Annotated in this window: 17 protein-coding genes and 2 pseudogenes; 12 read left to right on the forward strand and 7 right to left on the reverse strand. The window is 41.4% G+C overall.

The window, feature by feature from the left end; translation table 11 throughout:
• Positions 1-144 precede the first annotated feature (144 nt).
• The 3 genes from K0S23_RS05615 (at position 145) to K0S23_RS05625 (ending at position 3,823) form a co-directional block, all read left to right on the forward strand.
• On the forward strand, positions 145-777 hold the full coding sequence (locus K0S23_RS05615) for a porin family protein (protein WP_300355430.1): 633 nt from the start codon (positions 145-147) through the stop codon (positions 775-777).
• A gap of 138 nt (positions 778-915) precedes the next feature.
• A complete protein-coding gene (gene dnaB, locus K0S23_RS05620) occupies positions 916-2,493 on the forward strand; it encodes a replicative DNA helicase (protein ID WP_300355432.1) in 1,578 nt (525 codons plus the stop codon).
• Between the two features lie 76 nt (positions 2,494-2,569).
• The gene (locus K0S23_RS05625; protein ID WP_300355433.1) at positions 2,570-3,823 is read left to right on the forward strand and encodes an asparagine synthetase B; all 1,254 of its coding nucleotides are present in this window, start codon (positions 2,570-2,572) and stop codon (positions 3,821-3,823) included.
• A gap of 15 nt (positions 3,824-3,838) precedes the next feature.
• Here the strand turns inward: K0S23_RS05625 and K0S23_RS05630 are convergent, their stop codons facing one another.
• A complete protein-coding gene (locus tag K0S23_RS05630; RefSeq protein WP_300355434.1) occupies positions 3,839-4,204 on the reverse strand; it encodes a four helix bundle protein in 366 nt (121 codons plus the stop codon).
• A gap of 327 nt (positions 4,205-4,531) precedes the next feature.
• Here K0S23_RS05630 and K0S23_RS05635 point away from each other — a divergent pair, with 327 nt between their 5' ends.
• The 6 genes from K0S23_RS05635 to K0S23_RS05660 all read left to right on the forward strand — a co-directional run bounded on the left by K0S23_RS05635 (position 4,532) and on the right by K0S23_RS05660 (position 12,469).
• Positions 4,532-5,575: a rhodanese-related sulfurtransferase gene (locus K0S23_RS05635; RefSeq protein ID WP_300355436.1), complete on the forward strand. Its 1,044-nt coding sequence runs from the start codon at positions 4,532-4,534 to the stop codon at positions 5,573-5,575.
• A 32-nt stretch (positions 5,576-5,607) separates the two neighbouring features.
• Positions 5,608-6,498, forward strand: coding sequence for a prolipoprotein diacylglyceryl transferase (gene lgt / locus K0S23_RS05640; RefSeq protein ID WP_300355438.1), 891 nt, complete (start codon positions 5,608-5,610; stop codon positions 6,496-6,498).
• 522 nt (positions 6,499-7,020) lie between these two features.
• On the forward strand, positions 7,021-8,334 hold the full coding sequence (gene rimO / locus K0S23_RS05645) for a 30S ribosomal protein S12 methylthiotransferase RimO (RefSeq protein ID WP_300355440.1): 1,314 nt from the start codon (positions 7,021-7,023) through the stop codon (positions 8,332-8,334).
• A gap of 348 nt (positions 8,335-8,682) precedes the next feature.
• Entirely contained in the window at positions 8,683-9,036 is a 354-nt protein-coding gene (locus tag K0S23_RS05650) for a hypothetical protein (RefSeq protein ID WP_300355442.1), read from the forward strand.
• Positions 9,037-9,047: 11 nt separating this feature from the next.
• The gene (locus K0S23_RS05655; protein ID WP_300355444.1) at positions 9,048-11,330 is read left to right on the forward strand and encodes a choice-of-anchor J domain-containing protein; all 2,283 of its coding nucleotides are present in this window, start codon (positions 9,048-9,050) and stop codon (positions 11,328-11,330) included.
• A gap of 134 nt (positions 11,331-11,464) precedes the next feature.
• On the forward strand, positions 11,465-12,469 hold the full coding sequence (locus tag K0S23_RS05660; RefSeq protein ID WP_300355445.1) for a hypothetical protein: 1,005 nt from the start codon (positions 11,465-11,467) through the stop codon (positions 12,467-12,469).
• A 173-nt stretch (positions 12,470-12,642) separates the two neighbouring features.
• Here the strand turns inward: K0S23_RS05660 and xerD are convergent, their stop codons facing one another.
• Entirely contained in the window at positions 12,643-13,548 is a 906-nt protein-coding gene (gene xerD / locus K0S23_RS05665; protein WP_300355447.1) for a site-specific tyrosine recombinase XerD, read from the reverse strand.
• 2 nt (positions 13,549-13,550) lie between these two features.
• Here xerD and aroQ point away from each other — a divergent pair, with 2 nt between their 5' ends.
• Positions 13,551-13,982 carry a type II 3-dehydroquinate dehydratase gene (gene aroQ / locus K0S23_RS05670; protein WP_300355449.1) on the forward strand — a complete coding sequence of 144 codons (432 nt, stop codon included), beginning with the start codon at positions 13,551-13,553 and terminating at the stop codon, positions 13,980-13,982.
• Between the two features lie 98 nt (positions 13,983-14,080).
• Complete coding sequence (locus K0S23_RS05675; protein ID WP_300355450.1) at positions 14,081-14,488, forward strand: GxxExxY protein; 408 nt, start codon at positions 14,081-14,083, stop codon at positions 14,486-14,488.
• Between the two features lie 529 nt (positions 14,489-15,017).
• Here K0S23_RS05675 and K0S23_RS05680 read toward each other — a convergent pair.
• The 5 genes and pseudogenes from K0S23_RS05680 to K0S23_RS05700 form a co-directional block, all read right to left on the reverse strand.
• A pseudogene (locus K0S23_RS05680) lies at positions 15,018-15,368 on the reverse strand (DUF1304 domain-containing protein); the annotation flags it as partial.
• Positions 15,369-16,191: 823 nt separating this feature from the next.
• Positions 16,192-16,542: pseudogene (locus K0S23_RS05685) on the reverse strand (DUF1304 domain-containing protein); the annotation flags it as partial.
• Positions 16,543-16,554: 12 nt separating this feature from the next.
• Entirely contained in the window at positions 16,555-17,391 is an 837-nt protein-coding gene (locus tag K0S23_RS05690) for a class I SAM-dependent methyltransferase (RefSeq protein WP_300355452.1), read from the reverse strand.
• A 161-nt stretch (positions 17,392-17,552) separates the two neighbouring features.
• Entirely contained in the window at positions 17,553-19,187 is a 1,635-nt protein-coding gene (locus K0S23_RS05695; protein ID WP_300355454.1) for a hypothetical protein, read from the reverse strand.
• 2 nt (positions 19,188-19,189) lie between these two features.
• Positions 19,190-19,660, reverse strand: a complete 471-nt coding sequence (locus K0S23_RS05700) for a T9SS type A sorting domain-containing protein (protein ID WP_300355456.1) — start codon at positions 19,658-19,660, stop codon at positions 19,190-19,192.
• Between the two features lie 318 nt (positions 19,661-19,978).
• Here K0S23_RS05700 and K0S23_RS05705 point away from each other — a divergent pair, with 318 nt between their 5' ends.
• Positions 19,979-22,345, forward strand: a complete 2,367-nt coding sequence (locus tag K0S23_RS05705) for a T9SS type A sorting domain-containing protein (protein WP_300355457.1) — start codon at positions 19,979-19,981, stop codon at positions 22,343-22,345.
• Positions 22,346-22,362: the final 17 nt, after the last annotated feature.

Raw genomic sequence — 22,362 nt, forward strand, 5'->3', positions numbered from 1 at the left:
TCCTGCTTTGGCATGTGATTCACTTTTTCATAAAGTCTTCTGTAGTCCTTGTTTTACTTAGCTTTTAAGTTTTTTTAAGAGTCAAAAAACAGGCTGGGGTATGAAATTGGACTTTGGTGTTTCAAACGATCAAACTATTGAAACATGAAAAAGTTTACAGCAATGCTTATAGCATGTATTTCAATATTCGGGATGAATTTGAATGCGCAGGAAGATTTCAGAAATAATTTAAAACTGGGAATTAAAGCCGGGGCGAATTATTCCAATGTTTGGGACGAAAACGATAATGATTTTGAGGCCAACGGAAAAGCCGGGTTTGTCGGTGGGGCCTTTTTACACATTCCAATAGGTAAGTTTTTAGGGGTTCAACCGGAGCTGCTCTTTGCTCAAAAAGGATTCCAGGGCTCGGGAGTTTTTCTGGGAGAGGAATACTCTTTTAGTCGAACAACCAATTACCTGGAGGTACCACTGTTATTTACCTTTAAACCATTTCCTGCTCTTTCGATTGTTGCAGGACCTCAGTATGCTTTTTTATTAAGCCAGGAAGATAATTTCAGATCTGGAACTTATTCGGAAACTGAGTTCAGGGATTATGACAATGAAAATCTACGCCGCAATACGTTGGGTGCCGTGGTCGGTTTCGATGTAAACGTCAATCATTTTGTGGTGTCTCCGAGAGCTGGATGGGACTTTCAAACGAACCATGGCGATGGTTCCTCATCCACTCCACGCTATAAAAATCAGTGGCTTCAACTAACATTGGGTTATAGATTCTAGTGGTTGAACGATTGATTTGGAAAGGCCTTTCATTTTTATGGAAGGTCTTTTTTTGTTCATAACGTGTTCATTAACTTGTGGTAACTAATTCTTGAAGTTTCATTCAAAAGGCAAGTTTTGATTCTGTATCTTTGCCCCATGGAAGAACAACAAGCAAACAATTCCCGTAGGGTAGGAGCTCGTACCAAGAATACTATTTTACCGCTTGCAAATGAAATGGGGAAAATACCACCTCAGGCAATTGACGTCGAACAGGCTGTTCTCGGAGCGATGATGCTGGATAAAAATGCCGTGACTGATACCATTGATATGTTATCGGCGGAAAGCTTTTACGACCCGAAACATACTTATATCTACGGGGCGATCAGAGAATTATTCGGAACTTCCAATCCGATTGATTTATTAACGGTTGCCGAAAAATTAAAACAACGCGGTGAGCTGGAAGCTTGCGGAGGTGTTGTTTATTTATCTTCCCTGACTCAGCGTGTCGGCTCTGTTGCACATATCGAATATCACGCTAGGATTATTTCTCAAAAACACATTCAGCGCGAGATTATCCGCATGTGTTCCGAAACACTCAGAGATGCATACGATGAAACATCTGATGTATTTGAATTGCTCACAAAAGCAGAAGGTGCTTTGTTCGGGATTGCTGAAAACAACATGAAAAAATCCGTCTCAACCATGAATATCGTGGTGAGCGAGGCAATAAAGGAAATTGAGCAGGCAGCTAAGAACAGCGACGGACTGTCTGGGGTTCCTACCGGATTCAGAAAGCTCGACGAATTGACTTCCGGCTGGCAGCGTTCGGATATGATCGTAATTGCGGCGCGTCCGGCGATGGGTAAAACTGCTTTCGTATTGTCCATGGCCAGAAATACAGCTGTTGATTTCAATATGGGTGTAGCGGTTTTCTCCCTGGAGATGTCTTCCGTTCAGCTGGTTAAACGTTTGATCTCGGCAGAAAGTCAGATTTCAGCGGAAAAATTAAGAAAAGGAAAACTGGAAGAATACGAATTCCAACAGTTATACAGCCGGGTTACGAAGTTAGCCGAAGCACCGATCTATATCGATGACACGCCTGGTTTGAGTGTGTTCGATTTGCGTGCAAAATGCCGTCGATTGAAAATGCAATACGACATTCAAATGGTGATCATCGATTATTTGCAGTTAATGTCTGCAGGTGGTGGAAAAGGAAATGGGAATCGCGAGCAGGAAATTTCAACCATTTCGCGTTCCATCAAAGAAATTGCCAAAGAATTAAATATCCCGATTATCGCTCTTTCCCAGCTTTCTCGTTCGGTTGAAACCCGGGGAGGAGATAAAAAACCGGTGCTTTCCGACTTACGTGAATCGGGAGCGATTGAGCAGGATGCCGATATCGTAGGATTCTTATATCGTCCGGAATATTACGGAATTACTACTGCAGAAGACGGATCTTCCAATGAAGGTGTCGGAGAAATTATCATTGCAAAACACCGGAACGGTGGATTGGAAAATGTCCGCCTGCGTTTCGTTGGAAAATATGCGCGTTTCGAAAATATGGAGGATCAGTACAACAGTGCTCCCGGAAATGATTTTAACCCGAATGCGATGAGCGCCGGGATGTCCATGAACAGAGGTTTCGACGAATCTCCGCGAACAATTACATTAGGAAGTAACATGAATAATGTGCCGGATGAAGATTTCAACGGTCCTGATGAAACGCCATTCTGAATCACTTCACAATTTATGTTGTAAATCATCGTTAGTTTACTTTTTGAATTAATTTTAGTGTCTATCACAAAAGAGTATGAGATTTTTACTTGCAATCGCATTTTTGATCGTTGTTAAAAGCGTTTCAGCCTCTTCCATTCTTGTGCCGATGGACGAGAAACAGAGCAATCATTTGAAGGCTTACGGTGTTTCTTTCTGGGTGCTTGAAAATGGAGTGGTGATGGAGTGGCTGCTGAATTACCGTGGCGGCTCTTTTCTATTTCCGCATTTGCGGACAATCGAAGAAGAATTGATTATTCGCGGAGTAAGCTATGAAATTGTAGCCGACGGACAGGTAAATGCCATTCGAACTGAAATAGCCAATCCGGAAGTCAACATGGAAATTGTACAACTGGAAAAAGCTCCGAAAATTGCAGTCTACACGCCCAACAGCGCTTTGCCCTGGGATGATGCTGTGACCATGGTCCTGGATTATGCCGAAATTCCATACGATAAGATTTACGATTCTGCCATTGTTATGGGAGTTTTACCCAAATACGACTGGCTGCATTTGCATCACGAAGATTTCACAGGTCAATACGGTAAATTCTACGCCTCTTTCCACCGGGAATCCTGGTACATCAATCAGGTTGCAGATGCAGAAAAAGATGCATCCAATTTGGGCTTTGCGAAAGTTTCGCAGTTAAAATTAGCCGTAGCCAATAATCTCCGGAATTTTGTAATGGGCGGCGGATTCCTGTTTACCATGTGCAGCGGAACGGATAGTTTTGATATTGCGCTTTCAGCTCATGAAACGGATATTTGTGAACGGATGTTCGATGGTGATGCAAGAGACCCGAATTGTCAGAACAAACTGGATTATAACATGACCTTTGCATTCAAGGACTTTATACTTGTGCAGGATCCGATGGTATACGAATATTCCAATATTGACGGAACCGATTTGCATCGTTTGCCCGAAAACCAGGACAAATTCACCCTGTTTGATTTCTCTGCCAAATGGGATATTGTACCGGCTATGCTGACCCAGTGTCACACAGACGTAATTGACGGATTCATGGGACAAACAACCGATTTCAGACGCGATCTGATCAAGTCGAATGTATTGGTCATGGGTGAAAATAAAGCATTAAACACAGCGCGATATATTCATGGTGAATTAGGGCAGGGAACCTGGACTTTCTACGGGGGACATGATCCGGAAGATTTTCAGCACAAAGTCGGAGACCCGCCAACAGATTTGAATCTCCATCCGAATTCACCGGGCTACCGTTTGATCCTGAATAATATTCTATTTCCTGCAGCTAAAAAGCAGAAGCGGAAAACTTAATTATTACGAATTATTTTATTTAGGAGCATCCATTTTATTTTCAATCGATTTAATAATGGAAGTCAAGATTTTCAATAACTCTTCGCATTGCGAAATTAGTTTTGTTGCAATGTCATGTTTTAAATAATGTGTTTTTCGAAGTAAGCTTAACCAATAGAGTGTTTCATTTGTCTCCTTTCTGGAAATCTGAAGTTTGTGAATGAAATCTTTAGTCGATTGACCTCGGAGGGCCTCTGAGAGATTTGCACCGATCAATGTTCCGGAACGCAAAAGTTGTTTAGAAAGAACAAATTCCTTTTTCTCTGAAACCAATGCTTGGTATGTTTCAATGATATCCACGGCGAAATCGAAACTTTTCTTTTGAATAATATTTTCTTTCATCAGTATTATGTTTCTTATTTAAGAGAATGAAAATTATGAATTGGTTATTTTTTTTAATTAGGAGGAATTAGGAATTATCCCCTAAAAATCCAAAATTCAATTTCGGTCGTATGTATCTGTGAACAGTGTTTTTTTTCTGTTAATAGTGTGTGTTAGGTACGACTTACTTGTCTGAATAATTTAGGACTTAAGTTTAAAATTCAAAACTCCAAATATCGAAAGGTGTTTGGAGTTTTTTGTAAAAGGTATGCTGTCTCAAGTCTTGTGTCTTTCGTCTCAAGTCTTTTTTTTACCTTTGCATCACTTTTTACAAAAAACAAACATAGCATGCAACTGTGGAACACATTTAGTAAGGAGGAATTAGAGCAAAAATTGCGCGAGGCCGGTCATGAATTTGCGACCATCTCATTCTATAAGTATGCAAAAATTGCCAATCCTCAAATTTTCAGAGATTACCTCTATCAGTTATTGAACAATCTTCAGGTTGTCGGTCGTATTTATGTAGCCCACGAAGGGATCAATGCACAGATCTCTGTTCCAACCAATCGACTGAATGATTTTCGTTCGGATCTTTACTCCATCGATTTCCTGGATGGTGTACGATTAAACATCGCTGTAGAGGAAGAAGGAGCAGAATTCCCGTTCCTGAAGTTGAAAGTGAAAGTTCGGAATAAGATCCTGGCAGATGGTTTAAGTGATGAATCTTTCGACGTAACCGATATCGGAAAGCATTTGAAAGCAGAGGAGTTCAATGAATTGACCCAGGATCCGAATACCATTTTGATTGACTTTAGAAATCACTACGAACACGAAGTAGGCCATTTCAAAGGTGCAATTCTTCCCGACGTAGATACCTTTCGCGAATCCCTGCCGATCATTGAAGATGCTTATTTGAAAGGAAACGAGGATAAGAATATTGTTATGTATTGTACCGGGGGAATTCGCTGCGAAAAAGCTTCGGCCTGGTTCAAGCACCGCGGATTTAAGAATGTGCACCAGCTGGAAGGCGGAATCATTAAATATGCCAACGAGTGCAAGGAGAAGGGATTGGAAAATCGTTTCATCGGTAAAAACTTTGTCTTCGATGAACGCCGCGGAGAACGGATCACAGACGATATCGTTTCAAATTGCCATCAATGCGGAGAACCGGCAGATGTTCATGTCAATTGCGCAAACGAAGCTTGTCATTTGCTGTTTATTCAGTGTGAGAAATGCAATGCGAAATACGAAAGCTGCTGTACTCCGGAATGTCAGGACATTATCCACCTTCCCCTGGAAGAGCAAAAAGCACTGAGAAAAGGATTGGAAAACAGCAATAAAATATTCAAAAAAGGAAGAGCTGATCATTTATTGCAGAAATTGAATCAATAAAACAACTATCTTCGACCTACAAAATTAAGCACGTGGAATTAGCAATTGACTGGAATGTAGAATCTCAATTAATAGACGGATGGTCTACACCTAACTTATACGGATTGTTGTTCGTGGGTGGAATGATCTTCGGATACTACATTATCAAAAGAATGTTCAAATCGGAAGGGATCTCTGAAAAATACCTGGATAAATTATTGCTTTATGTAGTTCCGGCAACCATTATCGGTGCACGTTTAGGTCATGTGTTTTTCTACGGACCCTGGCATGATGGATTTAATTCAAAAGGACACTTCGAAAAAGGATACTTGGATCACCCCATGGAAATTTTAAAAGTATGGGAGGGCGGTTTAGCCAGTCATGGTGCAGCGATCATCATTTTGATTATGCTGTACATTTATTCAAAGAAAGTTGTCGATCGCCCTATGCTTTGGATCCTGGATCGTATTGTTGCACCCATCGCCATTGCAGGATGTTTTATCCGCTTGGGAAACCTGGTAAATCATGAAATTATCGGGACTCCGACAGATTTACCCTGGGGATTCAACTTTAATCATGCATTGGAAGAGGAGTACTTGGTAGACGGAAAAGTCGTTCCGCGCCACCCGAGTCAATTATATGAAGCGATCTGTTACCTGATCTCCTTTATTGTATTGTATCGAATGTACTGGAAAACAAAAGCAAAACTTTCTCCCGGTAAATTGTTCGGAGTATTCATGATTTTGATCTGGACTGCACGCTTTTTCATTGAGTTCATCAAAGTAGGACAAAACGAAAATGACAACATTTGGTTTCTTAAGACCGGACAGTGGTTGAGCATTCCATTTATTCTCATCGGATTGTACTTAACATTCCGGAAAGTTCCTGAAAAAGAGCAAGCCAAATTCGACGAAGCAGTCGCAACGCCGCTTCCTTTAAAATAAGAGTCCGCCGCGGCGGACGAAGACTGAGGCTCCGTCTCACAAGACGGGCAAGCCGAAGGAAAAGCGCTAGTCCGCCGCGGCGGAAGGCTCCGTCTCACAAGACGGGCAAGCCGAAGGAAAAGCGCTAGTCCGCCGAGGCGGAAGGCTCCGTCTCACAAGACGGGCAAGCCGAAGGAAAAGCGATAGTCCGCCGAGGCGGAAGGCTCCGTCTCACTCGATCCGAGGCGATCATTTGTTTGATCTGCTTTGATCAAGACGGAAAAGCCGAGGGATATAGACTATTTCCTTTATCCATGCTGTATCATCTATGAAGCATGGATAAAGAATAGATATAGTATGAATAAAGCATAGATACAGCATAGATACCCCACCTTGAGACGTAGCGACTGTAAAGTCTGCTACTGTCATATTTTACGTGCTTTTACCTTCCGAAAGAATACTGAGCATAGTTGAAGTGTCAATTCTCCTGAACTTCAAAGAATTTACCGTATCTTTGTGCCCCTTTTAGTATTGATTGATTTCATGAAAACAAAAACACTTCGTAAGAATAAAGTAAATGTCGTAACACTTGGATGCGCAAAGAATACCTTTGACTCTGAAGTTTTGATGGCCCAATTGAAAGCCAATAAATTTGAAGTGGAACATGAAGCCAAACAGGATGATTCTGAAATTGTGATCATCAATACATGTGGTTTCATCGACAATGCGAAACAAGAATCGATCGATACTATTTTGCGTTATGCAGATGCCAAAAATGAAGGACTCGTTGACAAAGTATATGTTACGGGTTGTTTGGTTCAGCGTTATAAAGACGATCTGGAACAGGAAATTCCCGAAGTGGATGCATTCTTCGGTACAAGGGATTTACCACGACTACTTAAGACATTAAAAGCAGATTACAAGCATGAATTGGTTGGAGAGCGTTTATTGACAACTCCTTCTCACTATGCTTACTTCAAAATAGCTGAAGGATGTGACAGACCATGTTCGTTCTGCGCCATCCCCCTGATGAGAGGCAAACACCTTTCTACGCCAATGGATGAATTGGTAAAATCGGCGAAAAGCCTGGCAGCTCAGGGAGTGAAAGAAATTTTGCTGATCGCACAGGATTTGACTTATTACGGATTAGATATTTACAAAAAACGGAACCTGGCTGAATTGTTAGACGAGCTTGCAGCCGTTGAAGGAATAGAATGGATCCGTCTGCATTATGCGTTTCCGGCAGGCTTCCCGATGGATGTACTTGACGCAATGGTGAAACATCCGAATGTGTGCTTGTATTTGGATATGCCTTTGCAGCACGGGTCAACAAAAATACTTCAGTCGATGCGCCGTGGAATTACCCGCGAGAAAACAGAGGCTTTGGTAAACACCATCAGGGAAAAGGTTCCCGGAGTTGCTATCCGCACCACTTTAATAGCAGGTTATCCGGGTGAAACGGAAGAAGATTTCCAGGAAATGTATGAGTTCGTAGAACGTATGCGTTTTGACCGTTTGGGGATCTTCACCTATTCTCACGAGGAAAATACCCATGCTTATTCATTGGAAGATGATGTTCCAGACGAGGTGAAACGTCAGCGCGCGGATGAGATCATGGAGCTGCAATCAGGCATCAGCTATGAATTGAACCAGCAAAAGATTGGAAAAACATTTAAGGTTCTTTTTGACCGTATCGAAGGAGACTATTTCATTGGTCGAACCGAGTTTGATTCACCTGAAGTAGACAATGAGGTATTGGTAAAGAAATCAGAAGGATATGTAAGTATCGGAGATTTCGCCTTAGTAGAAATTACTTCTGCTGATCATTACGACCTATACGGTAAATTCGTTTCCTGATATTTGTTTATCATTAAATTTCAGTTAAATATTTGCTCAACTGCTTAATTCGATAATTCATAGGTGGATTATAGTCATTTGTCGGGTGTCGTTTTTGTAAGTGCCTGATTTCTGTGTACTTTTGTCTCGAAACAAATACTATTACTTAATTAAAATGGCGTTACTATTCACCGGTGGAATCTGAGTATGGAAGAAATTGCTTCCGGCTTGTCTCAGATGACTTAAATAAAACCGAAAAACAGCACATTCTTTCTGTCCAGGGTTAACCCCTGATTTCATCTTCTTGAATGTTCGAAGCATTCGAAACGAAGTGTAATTGTCTATTTTCGAACAATTAAACAAGTTACTATGAAAAAAAAGTTACTATTCATTGGGCTTTGTGTATGTTCATTGGCTCACGTGAGCTTTGGACAATCCCAAACTAACTCTTTAAAGCAATCAACACCTGTTGTTGTTTCATCACATCCTCAATTAAGTGCTCAACGTGCAAAACTGGATTCAAAACAAGCTGAGATCAATCAGGCTGTTTCCACATCCAGAGCCCAGGCAAGCAAATTAAATGACGAATTCCGTGTGTTGAAAGAAGAATACATTCGATTGCTTTCAGCTGAACTGGAGAAAACCACTGATGCGCAATTGAGAGATCAGTTGCAGGAAGAGATCACGCGTTACTCAGAAATAGCGAATCCTCAAACACGTTAATCACTGAACTTATGAAAACAAGAATTTTAAAAACAGTTGCTTTATGCGGCTTATTTGCACTTGGATTTATCTCAAAATCCAACGCACAGGCTTTCTCGGAAGGTTTTAATGATATCACTTTACTTGCCGGGAATGGCTGGGTAATGACGAATGCGAGTGTCGCGGTTGGTTCAACTAACTGGTTCCAGGGAAATCCCGTAGGAGCCGGCGGACCGTTTGATGCTTACAATGGTGCTACAAATGCTTATATTGGTGCGAATTACAACAATACTGGAAGCACTGGAACGATTAGCAACTGGTTGATGACTCCTAACCGTACATTTAGAAATGGCGATGTGATCACATTCTACACAAGAAAACCAGCTCCGGATTCATATGCTGACAGGCTGGAAGTACGTTTAAGTACGAATGGAGCAAGCACGAATGTTGGTACAGGAACTGCAGTAGGAGACTACACCACATTATTAATGAGTGTCAATCCATCATTGGTATTAGGCGTTTATCCAACAACCTGGACATTATATACCATTACTATTTCAGGCTTGCCGGCGCCTACTTCGGGTCGTATAGCATTCAGATACTTTGTAACCGGTGCAGGTCTTAACGGAAGTAATTCGGATTACATCGGAATCGACCAGGTTGATTACACACCGTACGTTTGCCCTGCTTTCACAATGACAGCAGCCGGTGCTTTAACCACCGGAACCGCAGGGGCAGCATATTCAACAACGTTGACACAAACGGGAGCTCTTGGAGCACCAAGCTTTGCAGTTACTGCAGGGGCTTTGCCTCCGGGATTAACAATGAGTACAAGTGGAACAATCTCCGGAACACCAACTGCTACAGGTACATTTAACTTTACTTCGACTGTAAGTGATGCAAGCGGATGCTCCGGTTCATCAAGTTATTCAATTACGGTTGTTTGTCCTGCAAACCCAATTACCTTTGCAACCGCGCCGGCTTTATGTGATAATAGCGGGACGTATACTTTGGTACAAGGTTCACCTGCAGGTGGAACATATTCCGGAACAGGAGTTACAGGAAATAATTTTAATCCTGCTTCGGGAACACAAACCATTACTTATGACTATACTGATGCATATGGATGTGCATTTAATTCCAATTACACCATTACTGTAAATACTGCACCGACTGTAACACAAAGCGCGATTTCACCGATATGTGATAATTCGGGAACACTTGCATTGACGGGCGCAAGCCCTGCAGGCGGAACTTACAGTGGAACAGGAGTTACAGGAAGTGATTTTGATCCTGCAGCCGGAACACAGATGGTAACCTACACCTATACGGATGCGAATAACTGTACCAATCAAGCTACTACAACGATTATAGTAAATACTGCTCCAACGGTTAGTCAAAGTGCTATTTCAGCAGTGTGTAGCAACGCGGGACCATTGGCATTGTCGGGCGGTAGCCCTGCAGGTGGGACCTACAGTGGAACAGGAGTTACAGGAAGTGATTTTGATCCTACAGCCGGAACACAAACTGTGACTTACACTTACACGGATGCAAACAACTGTTCGAGTGAAGCTACTGCAACTATTACGGTGAATGCTGCTCCAACAGTTACACAAAGTGCTATTTCAGCAGTTTGTAATAATTCAGCAGAATTTGCATTAACAGGCGGAAGTCCTGCAGGCGGAACCTACAGTGGAACAGGAGTTACTGCAAGCGGTGATTTTGACCCTTCGTCAGGAACACAGACTGTAACTTATACGTATACCGATGCAAACAACTGTACAAGTACCGCTTCAACTATGATCACGGTAAATACAGCACCAACAGTTGCCTTTACTTCTCCCGTTGCAACAATGTGTATCAACCATGCGCCATTGACACTTTCAGGCGGAAGCCCTGCAGGTGGAACTTATTCCGGAAATGGAGTGAGCGGAGGAGTTTTAAATCCTGCTACAGCTGGTGCCGGTGATCACGTGATTACTTATTCTTACACAGATGCAAATAGCTGTGAAGGTGAAGCAACATTTTCTATCAATGTAGATCCTTGTTTGGGTCTTACAGAAAATGGAGAAGCATTCGGTTTGGAAATTTATCCGAACCCGACAACCGGTAAATTTACAGCAAGTGTAACTTCCGGAGCTGACTTTTCAATTGTGAAAGTGTTAGATATCCAGGGGAAAGAGATTCAATTCGGATCTTCCAATACTTCCGCAACTGCTATCGATGTTGATTTCTCAAATCAGGTTCCGGGAATGTATTTTGTAAATGCTTTGGTTGACGGTCAGCCCTTTACTTTCCGAATTCAAAAACAATAATTAATACCAATAACCAAGCGAAAGCCGTTCTGTTTTTAGAGCGGCTTTTGTTTTATCAGGGAATCTTGTCCCCGACCAATTAATCTGTTTGAAGAGAACTGTTTTGCGTTTCAATAAAAATTTTACTTTTGGGTATGGACATTCAAAACCGACTACTTGAACAACTAAAGGCAAAATTACCTCCCGATACTTCATTGGGAAAGTTGTTGATGGATGATCTGGATCTATCCAGAGATTCTGCCTATAGAAGAGCCAGGGGGGAAACCGCTTTAAAACCTGAAGAAATCAATTTACTCTGTCAGAAATACGATTTGTCGATTGATAAGATCATTGGAGTTTCAGGAAAGAGTGTAACATTCCAGTATAACCCCATTCAACGTTCGGAATTCTCCTTTGACACTTATTTAAGTGGAATTATGGACGGTTTTAAGCGGATGGTTGCTCAAAGAACCCAGGAGTTATACATGTCTAACCTGGATCTGATCATTTTTCAATTATTGAATTCCCCGGCCCTTTTGAGATTTAAGCTGCTTTATTTCGGGAAGTGCTACCTGAAACTGGGACAGTTGGAAAACGTTAAGTTTCACAAAGGATGGAAAGGAGATATTTCAGATGAGCAGTTACAGCAAATGGCTAATTTCTATATCCGGGTTAAATCCACGGAAGTAATCGGTTACGATGCAGGAAAAGGCCTCATCCGCGAAATAGTGTCTTTTTATGAGCTGGGTTATTTTGAAACTCCCGAAGATGCGCTCTTCCTGATTGATGAGGTAGCTTCGCTGGTTGAACACATCAAAAAGCAGGCTGAGATTGGGCGTAAGTTCATTAAGGGACAACCCGTCATTACGGATGCCGATAATTTCCATCTGTATTTACATCAGACCTACATCCAGGACAATACGATCATTTCGGAAACGAATGCTTACCGGATGCTGTACATTACACATAACATGATGAATTACCTGTACACGATTGACCAGGATTATGTCAATAAGTCCTTTGCAGTTTTTCATTCCATGCTGAAAAGTTGTGTGAAGATCTCAGAAGAAAACCAGCGACAGCGCAATGCTTATTTTGATAGCCTGAATCTGTTTATAGATCGGGCACGGATTCGGATTCAGGGAACAGATTTATTTTAGATAAAGGTTGCCTTCGACACCGCTGCGCCTATGCTGTAGCTTCAGCGAAAGCATTCAGTCACCTTTATCAAAATAAGATTATATATTTTGGTCATTGAGCTAATTACACGATTTGGTCACTGAGCGTTGAAAACCTTGACCGAAGCGTCAATGGTAGTCGAAGTGCCAAATCATTAATTCAACGTGTTTCTCGGATGATAACTCAAAATGGCCTCGCGCAAAAATCGCTGATCCAAGTGCGTGTAAATTTCTGTGGTCGTAATGCTTTCATGCCCAAGCATATCTTGAACTGCACGTAAATTCGCTCCGCCTTCTATCAAATGTGTTGCAAATGAATGCCTGAAGGTATGCGGACTAATGTTTTTCCTGATTCCGGCCAAATCTGCCAGGCGTTTGATAATGGTGAAAATCATTACACGGGTCAATTGTGCGCCGCGCCGGTTTAAGAAAATATAGGCCTCGTTTCCCTTCTTTATCGGGGCGTTTTCCCGGTCGTTTTTCACATAATAACTTACTTCCTCTATCACGCTGGGACTTACCGGAACCAAACGCTCCTTGTTTCCCTTTCCGATCACACGGATAAATCCCTCATCGAAAAAACAATCTTCAAACTTGAGGGAAACCAGTTCACTCACACGCAGTCCGCAGCTGTATAGCGTTTCGATAATTGCTTTGTTTCGCTGACCTTCATTTGAGCTTAGGTCAATTGCAGCTATCAATGAATCAATTTCTTCGATTGTCAATACTTCCGGTAATTTTCTGCCGATTTTAGGTAGCTCCAAACTTTCCGACGGATCATCTTTCCGGACTTCTTCCATCAGTAAAAAATCAAAAAATTGTTTCCATCCACTGATAATCCGTGCCTGGGAACGAGCACTTAATCCCATGTCATATAACTCGGCAACAAACTGTTTTAAATGCCCGGTTTGAATATGCTCCGGGGAAAGTGTGTAAGATTCACAAAAGTCGCGTAATTTAGCAACATCTTGTTGGTAGGCAAAAATGGAATTTTCAGCTAGGCTGCGTTCTATCTTCAGATAATGAACAAATTGTTTAATATAACGTTCCCAATTTTTCAATGATGCGTATTCTAATTCTCAATGGCCCGAATTTAAATCTTTTAGGAACACGAGAGCCTGAAATTTACGGAAATCGTACTTTTTTGCACGTTTTGGAGGAATTGAAGAAAACCTTTCCCGGGGAAATTGATTACATCCAAAGCAACGTGGAAGGTGAATTGATTAATGCGCTTCACGATTCAAAGCACGATGGAATCATTCTCAATGCCGGCGGATATACACATACCAGTGTAGCAATCCGAGATGCTATCTCCGGAATTACGGTTCCGGTAGTTGAAGTACATATCAGTAATTTGGCTCAGCGCGAAGAATTCCGGCAAAATTCATTCATCACAGCAGTATGTGAAGGTTCCATTATGGGTTTCGGAATGGACAGTTATCGCCTGGCTTTGGAATGGTTTAAAGGAAATCCACGAGGGAAAATCGGGTATTAAGTAGTTGACCACGAAGAGCACAAAGCACACGAAGTTTTTTGATTCAGAGGTTGAGAATAATGATGTTTTTTCTTAACTTAAATAGAAATCATTATTCAATGGAATTTAAAAACTACGAAAAAGAAGAAGCTCTGATGAAGATCATTTACCAATGCGCATTGAAAGTTCATTCAGCTCTCGGTCCTGGATTATTAGAATCAGTTTATGAAACTTGTTTGTTATATGAACTAACGAAAAACGGAGTTGTAGCTGAAAGACAAAAAATGTTACCGATTAGCTATGACGGGATAATTATTGACTCCGGATTAAAATTGGATTTATTTGTAGAACAAGAAATAATTGTCGAATTAAAACCGGTAGATATTTTATCTCCTGTTCATCAGGCCCAGATTTTGACCTATATGAAATTGGCAAAAAAAGAATTCGGTTATCTAATCAATTTTAATGAAAAGCTTTTGCGAAACGGCGTAAGGCGTTTCACCTTAAAAGGGAATATTGATCAATAACAATTCTTTGTGAGCTTTGTGCTCTTCGTGGTTTATCATCACGAGTAAATTATTGGTGTTTGTCATAAAGGGTTTAATTCTCTGATTCTGACTCAAGAAAAGTAACCGTTTCTCTACTTGAACTGATCGGAGGCATAAATCTATACTTGTTGTCAGTTTCCATCGTTATCAATCTTCCCAATCCCAAAGCTATGATCCGGTTGATGCTGTCGTTATTGGTGTTAAGGACATAAAAATCTCTCCAGGTTAAGGAATGAGCGTAGACTTTCCCGATTCCTTCAATATAACCTGTGTTTTCATTTGCATCCATTGCAAATTCGTGGTTTTCATTGGTGAAAAGGGAAACCCCAATTCCTTTGCCGTTTTCATCATCAATAAAGCCAATTGCAATCAATGAATCGTTATCGTTTCTTTTGAGAATTTCAGAAGCAGATACCGTATCGATTTGGTTTCTTCCGTTATTTGGCAGGTAATAATACCTGGTCTCTTCCTTTTCGGGTTTGACATCACTTTTCCCCGCAGAGAACCCCAGCAATGCAATTCCAACCAGTGCTGGAAGTGCCTGAACAAAGAAAATCTTTTTATCCGCAGTCAATGCACCGTAAATTCCGGCAACAGATACACAGATCAAAAAGAAAAGACTGACATTGAACCGCCATTCCGGGTTACAGATAAAGAAAGTCCAGATCAATCCTGCTGCTAAAAAGCCGTTATACAATCCCTGATTGGCAGCAAGTGCCTTGGTTTTCGGGAATAAATCCTTTTCGAAATTTTTGAATGTCTTAGGGCCTTTGGTTGTCCAGGCAAACATTTCCAGCCACATCACATACAAGTGAAAAAGTGCTACGATCCCGATTACAATTTTGATAGTGATTTCCATAGTTCTAAAATTTAATACCGAATTTTCAAATCTCAGCTCCTAATACGTAAGAGTTTGATTACATTGGGTTTTCGACCCCAGTCATATCAAAAATAGGATAGAAAAACAGGAGTATAAACAAAATAAATCCAATCATTAAAATACTCAAAATTCTATTCTTGGAAAATAGCCAGATAATGGTTGGTATGCTTAACGAAGCATAAGCAATTGAATGCATAATGGATTTGTGGTTCAATAACATATATTCACCCATTGATCCTCTCATGTTATTGTAGCTTTTTAATTCAAGATACAGACAAAAAAAGCAAAATGTAATGAACATTAATTTGATAATGATAAGCCTGTATTTCATTCGTTTTTACTGAATTGATTAGTATAAACCTTGATGCTGAATAATTTTCTCCACGACCTGCTTTTTATGCTTTAATATATTTACCAAACTCAATGAAATAAGTGAGTTAACTTTTTCGTCTTTGGATTTTAGCAGAACATAATTATCCATTCGTGGGTTTTCAGAATAAATTACTCCCCAATTATTTAAGGTTACTTTAAAAGCCTCTTGATTATTGACTGCGTATTGTGAAGGTCCATAGAAGTTTAGCTGGTTGGATTTTCCGAGTTCATCCATAAAATGAGTTGAATAGAACAAAGAATCTGAAAAATCTTCCTTATTGTTAGTGTAAAGTGGAAATGGGTCGCTAAGTTTTCTTCCCTTTGAATCAATTAAATAAATCTCTGTTTTATCTAGTTTGGGTTCATTAATAATAGAGGTTTTTTCCTTTTTTATGTCACATTTCTCATCACATTTCCATTGGGAAAACACCAATAATCCGATCCCAACCAAAGCAGGTAAAGCCTGAACAAAAAAGATTTTTTTATCTGCTGTCAATGCGCCGTAAATTCCGGCAACAGATACACAGATCAAAAAGAAAAGACTGACATTGAACCGCCATTCCGGGTTACAGATAAAGAAGGTCCAGATTAATCCTGCCGCTAAAAAGCCGTTATACAATCCCTGGTTGGCAGCAAGTGACTTGGTTTTCGGGAATAAATCCTTTTCGAAATTTTTGAATGTCTTAGGGCCTTTGGTTGTCCAGGCAAACATTTCCAGCCACATCACATATAAGTGAAAAAGTGCTACGATTCCGATTACAATTTTGATAGTGATTTCCATAGTTTCGAAAGTTTAAATTCCCCCTTCGGAGGGGGATAAAGGGGGAGGATTTGATGTTTTTACTTTTGTTCCAACAATAGAATACATCATCGGGATGAAGTTTCCGAGATGTTTGATCCGGTATTTTCCGGGGGCGAATTCTTCAGTATGTGAAAAACAATTGTAGTTGGAGAAATCATATTCCTGCAGATCCTGAAGTTGAATCCCCTGTTTGAGCAAACTGGTTATTACTTCACTCATGCCATGGTTCCAGCTTACGGAAGTTGTTTTGATATCAGCTTCCCTGTCGGCATATGTTCCGCTTGCTGTTTCTACGATCGGATCGGATTTAAAATAACGGTATCCTATTTTTTGAAAATCGTCATCAAACATCCACACTACCGGATGAAATTCCACAAAGACAAAGGTTCCGTCCGGTTTTAAAAAGTGGTTTATAACTGAGGCCCATTTGTCCAGGTCCGGCAGCCAGCCAATTGTCCCGTAGGAAGTGAAAACAATATCAAATTGGCCTTCCAGGTGTTGCGGCAAGTCATAAAGGTCACAACAAACAAACGAAGCATCGGCCCCGGTGAGTTTGGCAAGTTCACGTGCCTTATCGATCGCTTTATCTGAAAGATCTGCTCCGACAGTGCTGGCACCCATCCGGGCCAGTGAAATGGTGTCTTGTCCGAAATGACATTGTAAATGTAAAATGCGCTTTCCTGCTACATTTCCAAGTAAGGCGAGTTCTGTTTCCTGAAGCGAACTTTTCCCGGCTAAAAAGCCCTGTAAATCATAAAATTCGGATTCCACATGCGGGTCAACCCGCTGGTTCCATTGTTCTTTATTTATTTCCTTATAGTTCTCCATGCCTTTCGAATTCAATTAAAGGTCGGAATTTTATTCGAATTAGAATGAAAGATTTTAGAGGGTGAAGATCGTTGTGGTAAGGCTAGGTGGTGGTTCTCATGGAATCGCAGTCACCCGAGTTCAAATTCAGAACCAGGATGACTGCAATGGATTCCCGTGTTTTATTTATTTGCTTTTGTGCTTGAAGGAGCCGTCAAAATTCCTTGTTCAGCAGGTTTGTTGTATAAGTCCGGACGCAGGTATTTACCGGTTTCCCGTTCTGATTTTAGTTCTTCAACTTGTCTTGCTTCAGGATGTTGTTGTAAATATGGATCATTTCGTTCAGCATAAACGGCCCATGAAACTTCCATTCCTGTTGTTCCACCGGCAATTACGAAGCGACCGTCTTTGATCTTTTCCGCGATGAAAATCGGGGCATAGCCTCCAATAGGTGTCAATTGATAGGATGCGTTTTTATTTACGGCGTCAAACCAATCAGGGAGCTGAACAACGGCAATACCATTGGCGTCAAATGCTACTGTTCCGCGGTAAATATTCAATACCTCATTGGATTCAATGGAAAAATGATTGAGGTATTTGTTCGCCGGATCCTGTGGGTGATCGATCCGGAAGTTTTTTGTTCCGGAAACCGTTAAATCTCCAAGCGCAATGATATTGTCCAATGAAGCAAGTCCTCCTCCGTTTAATGGGTCATTTGATTGACCAAGTACACCGATATATCCAAGACCTCCTACACCAACAGAATTTGAAGTCAGAGGGCCTGTCAGATCAAAATTCTGTCCGAATACTCCATAACCGTCTCTGTAATTTGTTTGCCCGGAAACACCATTGAATCCGACACCTTCAACACCCATTCCGCCGCTTGTTCTCAGGTTGTTTCCTCTCACTGCCGCATCTGCTGTGGAAGCAGCTGTTACTTCACCTGATAAGGCTCTCGCAGCGCCGGTACTTTGTCCGAAAATAGCTGAATTATTCACGCCGCTGCTGTTTGTAACTGCCTGAATAACCGAAAAGGTATTTGCAGCGTTATTGTTTACTGCGTTAATCGAATTTCCTGTTCCTGTGAAAAGGATTCCCAATGCAGCTGTGTTCGACCCTGATCCGTTGATCTGGACAGGTCCTGCATCTGCTGTGATGGTTCTTCCGAGTCCTGCACCGCCTTGGTCGTATGCACCGTCTAAAGTGACCCCGCCGCTTCCGCTTGGTAAAGTGATTGTATTGCCTCCGGAAATCGAAAGACTTTGTCCTGCAATGGATAATGTCTGAATCTCGTTGGTCGGATTTGCATCTGCATCATTCGGGTTGGTGATATAACCTGCATCATTTGTAAATGCGCTCACATTTGTCGGAGTATTGGTCAGATCGTTGTAATCACCGCTAAATGAGCTTCCGCTTCCTGCTTCCTCCGCATATAATGCGTATGGTACACTCAGAAGCTGCGAGGTTCCACTGATGCTGTAAACTGTTCCGCCGGCAGGATCTGTTTCTGTTTTTATGTAATAATTTCCGGTCGACCAGTCAATGGAAGCAAAGGTTCCAGCTACCGGAGTTCCGGCGCCAATTTGTAAAGTTGCTAATCCATTGGCATTGGTTGTTGTGGTATGTCGCTCAATATAGACTGCACTTCCTGTCGGAGAACCTGTGAGGATCGAAATCTGAATCCCAACTGGCGTATTGGATATCAATGTATTTGAATTGTTTCTGATGACCGATTGATAAGTCATTTTTTGAGGTGCCTGTGCAAAAGTCAGGATGCCTAAAAGCAAGAAGGATGTTGTAGCAATGATTTTTTTCATGATTAATGTTTTACGATTTTAAGTGTTTGAATTAAAGCATTTCCCGAAGAGATATTTAGCAGATACTCTCCGTACGCAAAAGATGTTAAGTCAATAATGGTTTGGGGTGTTTGAATCACCGATGAGGCCAGGATACGGCCGCTTAAATCTACCAGCTCATAATCGAGTTCCGGATCTGAGTGGTCAATGTCTAAATAAAGGATTCCGCTTGTTGGGTTCGGAAAAACAGCTGTAAGCAATGACGGAGATTCCTTTATTCCCGAAATATCTTCAACTTCGTAGACTTGCTGCACACCCTGGTTGATTGAACCTGTACTGCCCGAACTGTTGATATAGTCTGTTTGCCCGATTGAGTAGCTGACAGATCCGCCGCTTCCGCTTGCATTTCCTCCCGAAACAGTTGTGTTCTGCTGAGAAAATGAGTAGAAACAGAGGTTGCCAAATAAAATAAGTGACAGGAGTTTTTGTTCCATAGTAGTATATTTTGTTGAGTCCCGAATATACCAAATTATTGAAGTTTCCAATGGGCGTGAATTGTTAAAAACACCTGATTTATTTTGTCCCCCAATATTTATCGGTGCTATTTTGAGCTTAATTGCAAGTCAATCAGTCAACTAAAATCAGGAAGGTTCGAATTTGACCTTGTTGACTGCTGTGGCTGGGTAATCACTTTATTTTCACTATTGTTAATTAATTCTTCAATTGTTAAAAATGAAAAGTTTAACAAAGATAATTGTTTGAATTAAAACGATAATTCGTAATATTCCATAACTAATATCAAATACTATTTTATGAAGAAAATGGAACTTTTAGCGACTTCTTTACTATGTATGGGAAGTTGGATGAGCACTTATGCTCAGGAATTTAAGAAGGTACCTGTTCCAAAAGGAACCTACTCGGAAACAAAATCTTTTGAGCGGATTAATCAGAAACGTGTGAATAATGCATTCCAGGGAATAAACGAGGTTTACTCCTTCGATTTTACCGGTACACGAACGAAATCTGTTTCTCAGGAGATTGAATCTACAGCAAATCTTGCACTCAAAAAATCCGGATTTATCGGCTATTCAAATGCTGCTTCTATCTCCGGTTTGCTGGCAATGCGCCCGGAAGTACTTTCGGTTCAATTACCTTATGAGGATCGGATCTTAACCCTTGACCTGGTTCAGGTGAATATTTTTACGGATGAGTTTAAACTGGAAACAAGTACCCCGGGGATGGAGAAAGGAGTAAATTTCGGATTGTATTACCAGGGAACGGTTCGCGGCGAAGATGCGGTAGTGGGAGTTAGTTTCTTCCGGGACGAGTTCTTTGTTTTGGTTAACAGAAATTCGGAGGAAGATGCAACGATCGAAGCTGGTCTGATACGCCTTCCGGAGAATAAGACGGGAATACATGTGGTTTATTCAGATGATGATTTGAAAAATAAACCTGTTTATTCATGTGGCTCAGAAGAATTGGAGCAATACCAGGAAGCTGTTGAGCGGCTTTCTTCTCAAAAAGAGAACCTGGAGCAAATGGAAAAGGCAACTTACAAGTGTGTGACTTATTTTTGGGAAACACGGTATAATTTGTTCACTTCGAAAGGAAGTGCGCAAGCCGTTACAAATCACATAACCAACATATTCAATAATTTCAAATTGCTGTATGAAAACGAGCAGATCGGTTCGAAACTCAACCAGCTTTATGTATGGACAACAGCGGATTCTTATAATGATGATCTGAATACGTTCTCGGCTAACCGTTCAAATTTCGGGGCAAATATTGCTACACTGTTTTCGAACACAGGTGGCGGAGGTGTTGCCTGGTTAGACCAGTTGTGTGGAAGCAATGAATATTACAAACACGGATTTTGCGGGGCCGTCGGAGGAACGGTAAATGCAATCCCAACTTATAGCTGGGCGGTAAACGTTACGGCGCACGAAATTGGTCATAATTTGGGATCACCGCATACTCATGCATGCAGCTGGACAGGCGGCGCGATTGACGGATGTGGTCCTGCAGCAGGTTACAGTGAAGGATGTAACGGCCCGATTCCTTCGAATGGCGGAACGATCATGAGCTACTGTCATTTGACAAGTACCGGAATGAACTTTACACTTGGGTTTGGTCCTCAACCGGGAAACCTGATCAGAAGCCGCGTGAATAGTTGTATCACACTGACTTGCAATACTGATGGCGGTGGCGGAACTTGTACAAGCGCATTTGAACCGAATGAAACTCAGGCTGCTGCCACAACACTCACAAGCGGAACACCGGTTTCAGCTGCAATCGCAACTTCCGGAGATATCGACTTCTTTAAGATTACTACTTCTGCAGTAACAAACAATGTCTTTAATCTGGTAGGACCTTCGGGTGTGGATTTCGACCTGGTAATTTACAATAGTGCCGGAACTCAAATCGGTTCAGGAGCGGGAAGTACGGCAACGGAATCCGTGACGTTGAACGGACAAGCTGCAGGAACGTATTATGCGAAAGTGTTCGGGTATAACAATGCGTTAAGTGCTACATGCTACACGTTTACCGCGACTGCAACTGTTGCGAATTGTTCATCGGCTTACGAACCGAATAATTCACTGGCAGCTGCTGCAACGATTCCATTGGCAACAACGATTTCGGCTGCAATTTCTTCAAATACGGACCAGGATTACTATAAAGTCACAACTACAGCGGCAGGAACTCATCAGTTTGCCCTTGCCGGACCAAGTGGAGTTGACTACGACCTGAATGTATACAACAGTGCAGGTACAGTAATCGGATCCGGAACCGGTTCCACAGCCACCGAGAATGTATCAATCGCAAACCTTGCGGTTGGAACTTATACGGTTCGTGTTTTTGGTTATAACGGAGCAAACAGTGCAACTTGTTATACCTTGAATGTCGCGAGAACTTCAGCTGCTTTCTTTGGAGAAGAAACTACTGCTTCAACGTATTCGGTTTATCCGAACCCGACAAAAGACAAACTTGCCATAAGTTCATCAAACCGGGATGAGGTCATGAATGTTGAAGTAATGGATATCAACGGTAAAGTGCTCTCAAGCCATGAGTTACGAAGTGATAATGTGATTGATGTTTCAGACATCAGTTCGGGAATTTACTTTGTGAAAATTGTTTCAAAGGACAATGAAGTAACACAGATTAAATTTGTGAAGGAATAAGAGATCTGCCCAAAGCT

It is taken from the genome of Fluviicola sp., assembly GCF_029266855.1.
In the GTDB taxonomy this organism is placed as follows: Bacteria; Bacteroidota; Bacteroidia; order Flavobacteriales_D; family Crocinitomicaceae; genus Fluviicola.

Bases quoted from the DNA above. Each gene is read 5' to 3' on its own strand.
- K0S23_RS05615 (WP_300355430.1), top strand. From the start codon at position 145: ATGAAAAAGTTTACAGCAATGCTTATAGCATGTATTTCAATATTCGGG.
- dnaB (WP_300355432.1), top strand. From the start codon at position 916: ATGGAAGAACAACAAGCAAACAATTCCCGTAGGGTAGGAGCTCGTACC.
- K0S23_RS05625 (WP_300355433.1), top strand. From the start codon at position 2,570: ATGAGATTTTTACTTGCAATCGCATTTTTGATCGTTGTTAAAAGCGTT.
- K0S23_RS05630 (WP_300355434.1), bottom strand. From the start codon at position 4,204: ATGAAAGAAAATATTATTCAAAAGAAAAGTTTCGATTTCGCCGTGGAT.
- K0S23_RS05635 (WP_300355436.1), top strand. From the start codon at position 4,532: ATGCAACTGTGGAACACATTTAGTAAGGAGGAATTAGAGCAAAAATTG.
- rimO (WP_300355440.1), top strand. From the start codon at position 7,021: ATGAAAACAAAAACACTTCGTAAGAATAAAGTAAATGTCGTAACACTT.
- K0S23_RS05650 (WP_300355442.1), top strand. From the start codon at position 8,683: ATGAAAAAAAAGTTACTATTCATTGGGCTTTGTGTATGTTCATTGGCT.
- K0S23_RS05655 (WP_300355444.1), top strand. From the start codon at position 9,048: ATGAAAACAAGAATTTTAAAAACAGTTGCTTTATGCGGCTTATTTGCA.
- K0S23_RS05660 (WP_300355445.1), top strand. From the start codon at position 11,465: ATGGACATTCAAAACCGACTACTTGAACAACTAAAGGCAAAATTACCT.
- aroQ (WP_300355449.1), top strand. From the start codon at position 13,551: ATGCGTATTCTAATTCTCAATGGCCCGAATTTAAATCTTTTAGGAACA.
- K0S23_RS05675 (WP_300355450.1), top strand. From the start codon at position 14,081: ATGGAATTTAAAAACTACGAAAAAGAAGAAGCTCTGATGAAGATCATT.
- K0S23_RS05690 (WP_300355452.1), bottom strand. From the start codon at position 17,391: ATGGAGAACTATAAGGAAATAAATAAAGAACAATGGAACCAGCGGGTT.
- K0S23_RS05695 (WP_300355454.1), bottom strand. From the start codon at position 19,187: ATGAAAAAAATCATTGCTACAACATCCTTCTTGCTTTTAGGCATCCTG.
- K0S23_RS05700 (WP_300355456.1), bottom strand. From the start codon at position 19,660: ATGGAACAAAAACTCCTGTCACTTATTTTATTTGGCAACCTCTGTTTC.
- K0S23_RS05705 (WP_300355457.1), top strand. From the start codon at position 19,979: ATGAAGAAAATGGAACTTTTAGCGACTTCTTTACTATGTATGGGAAGT.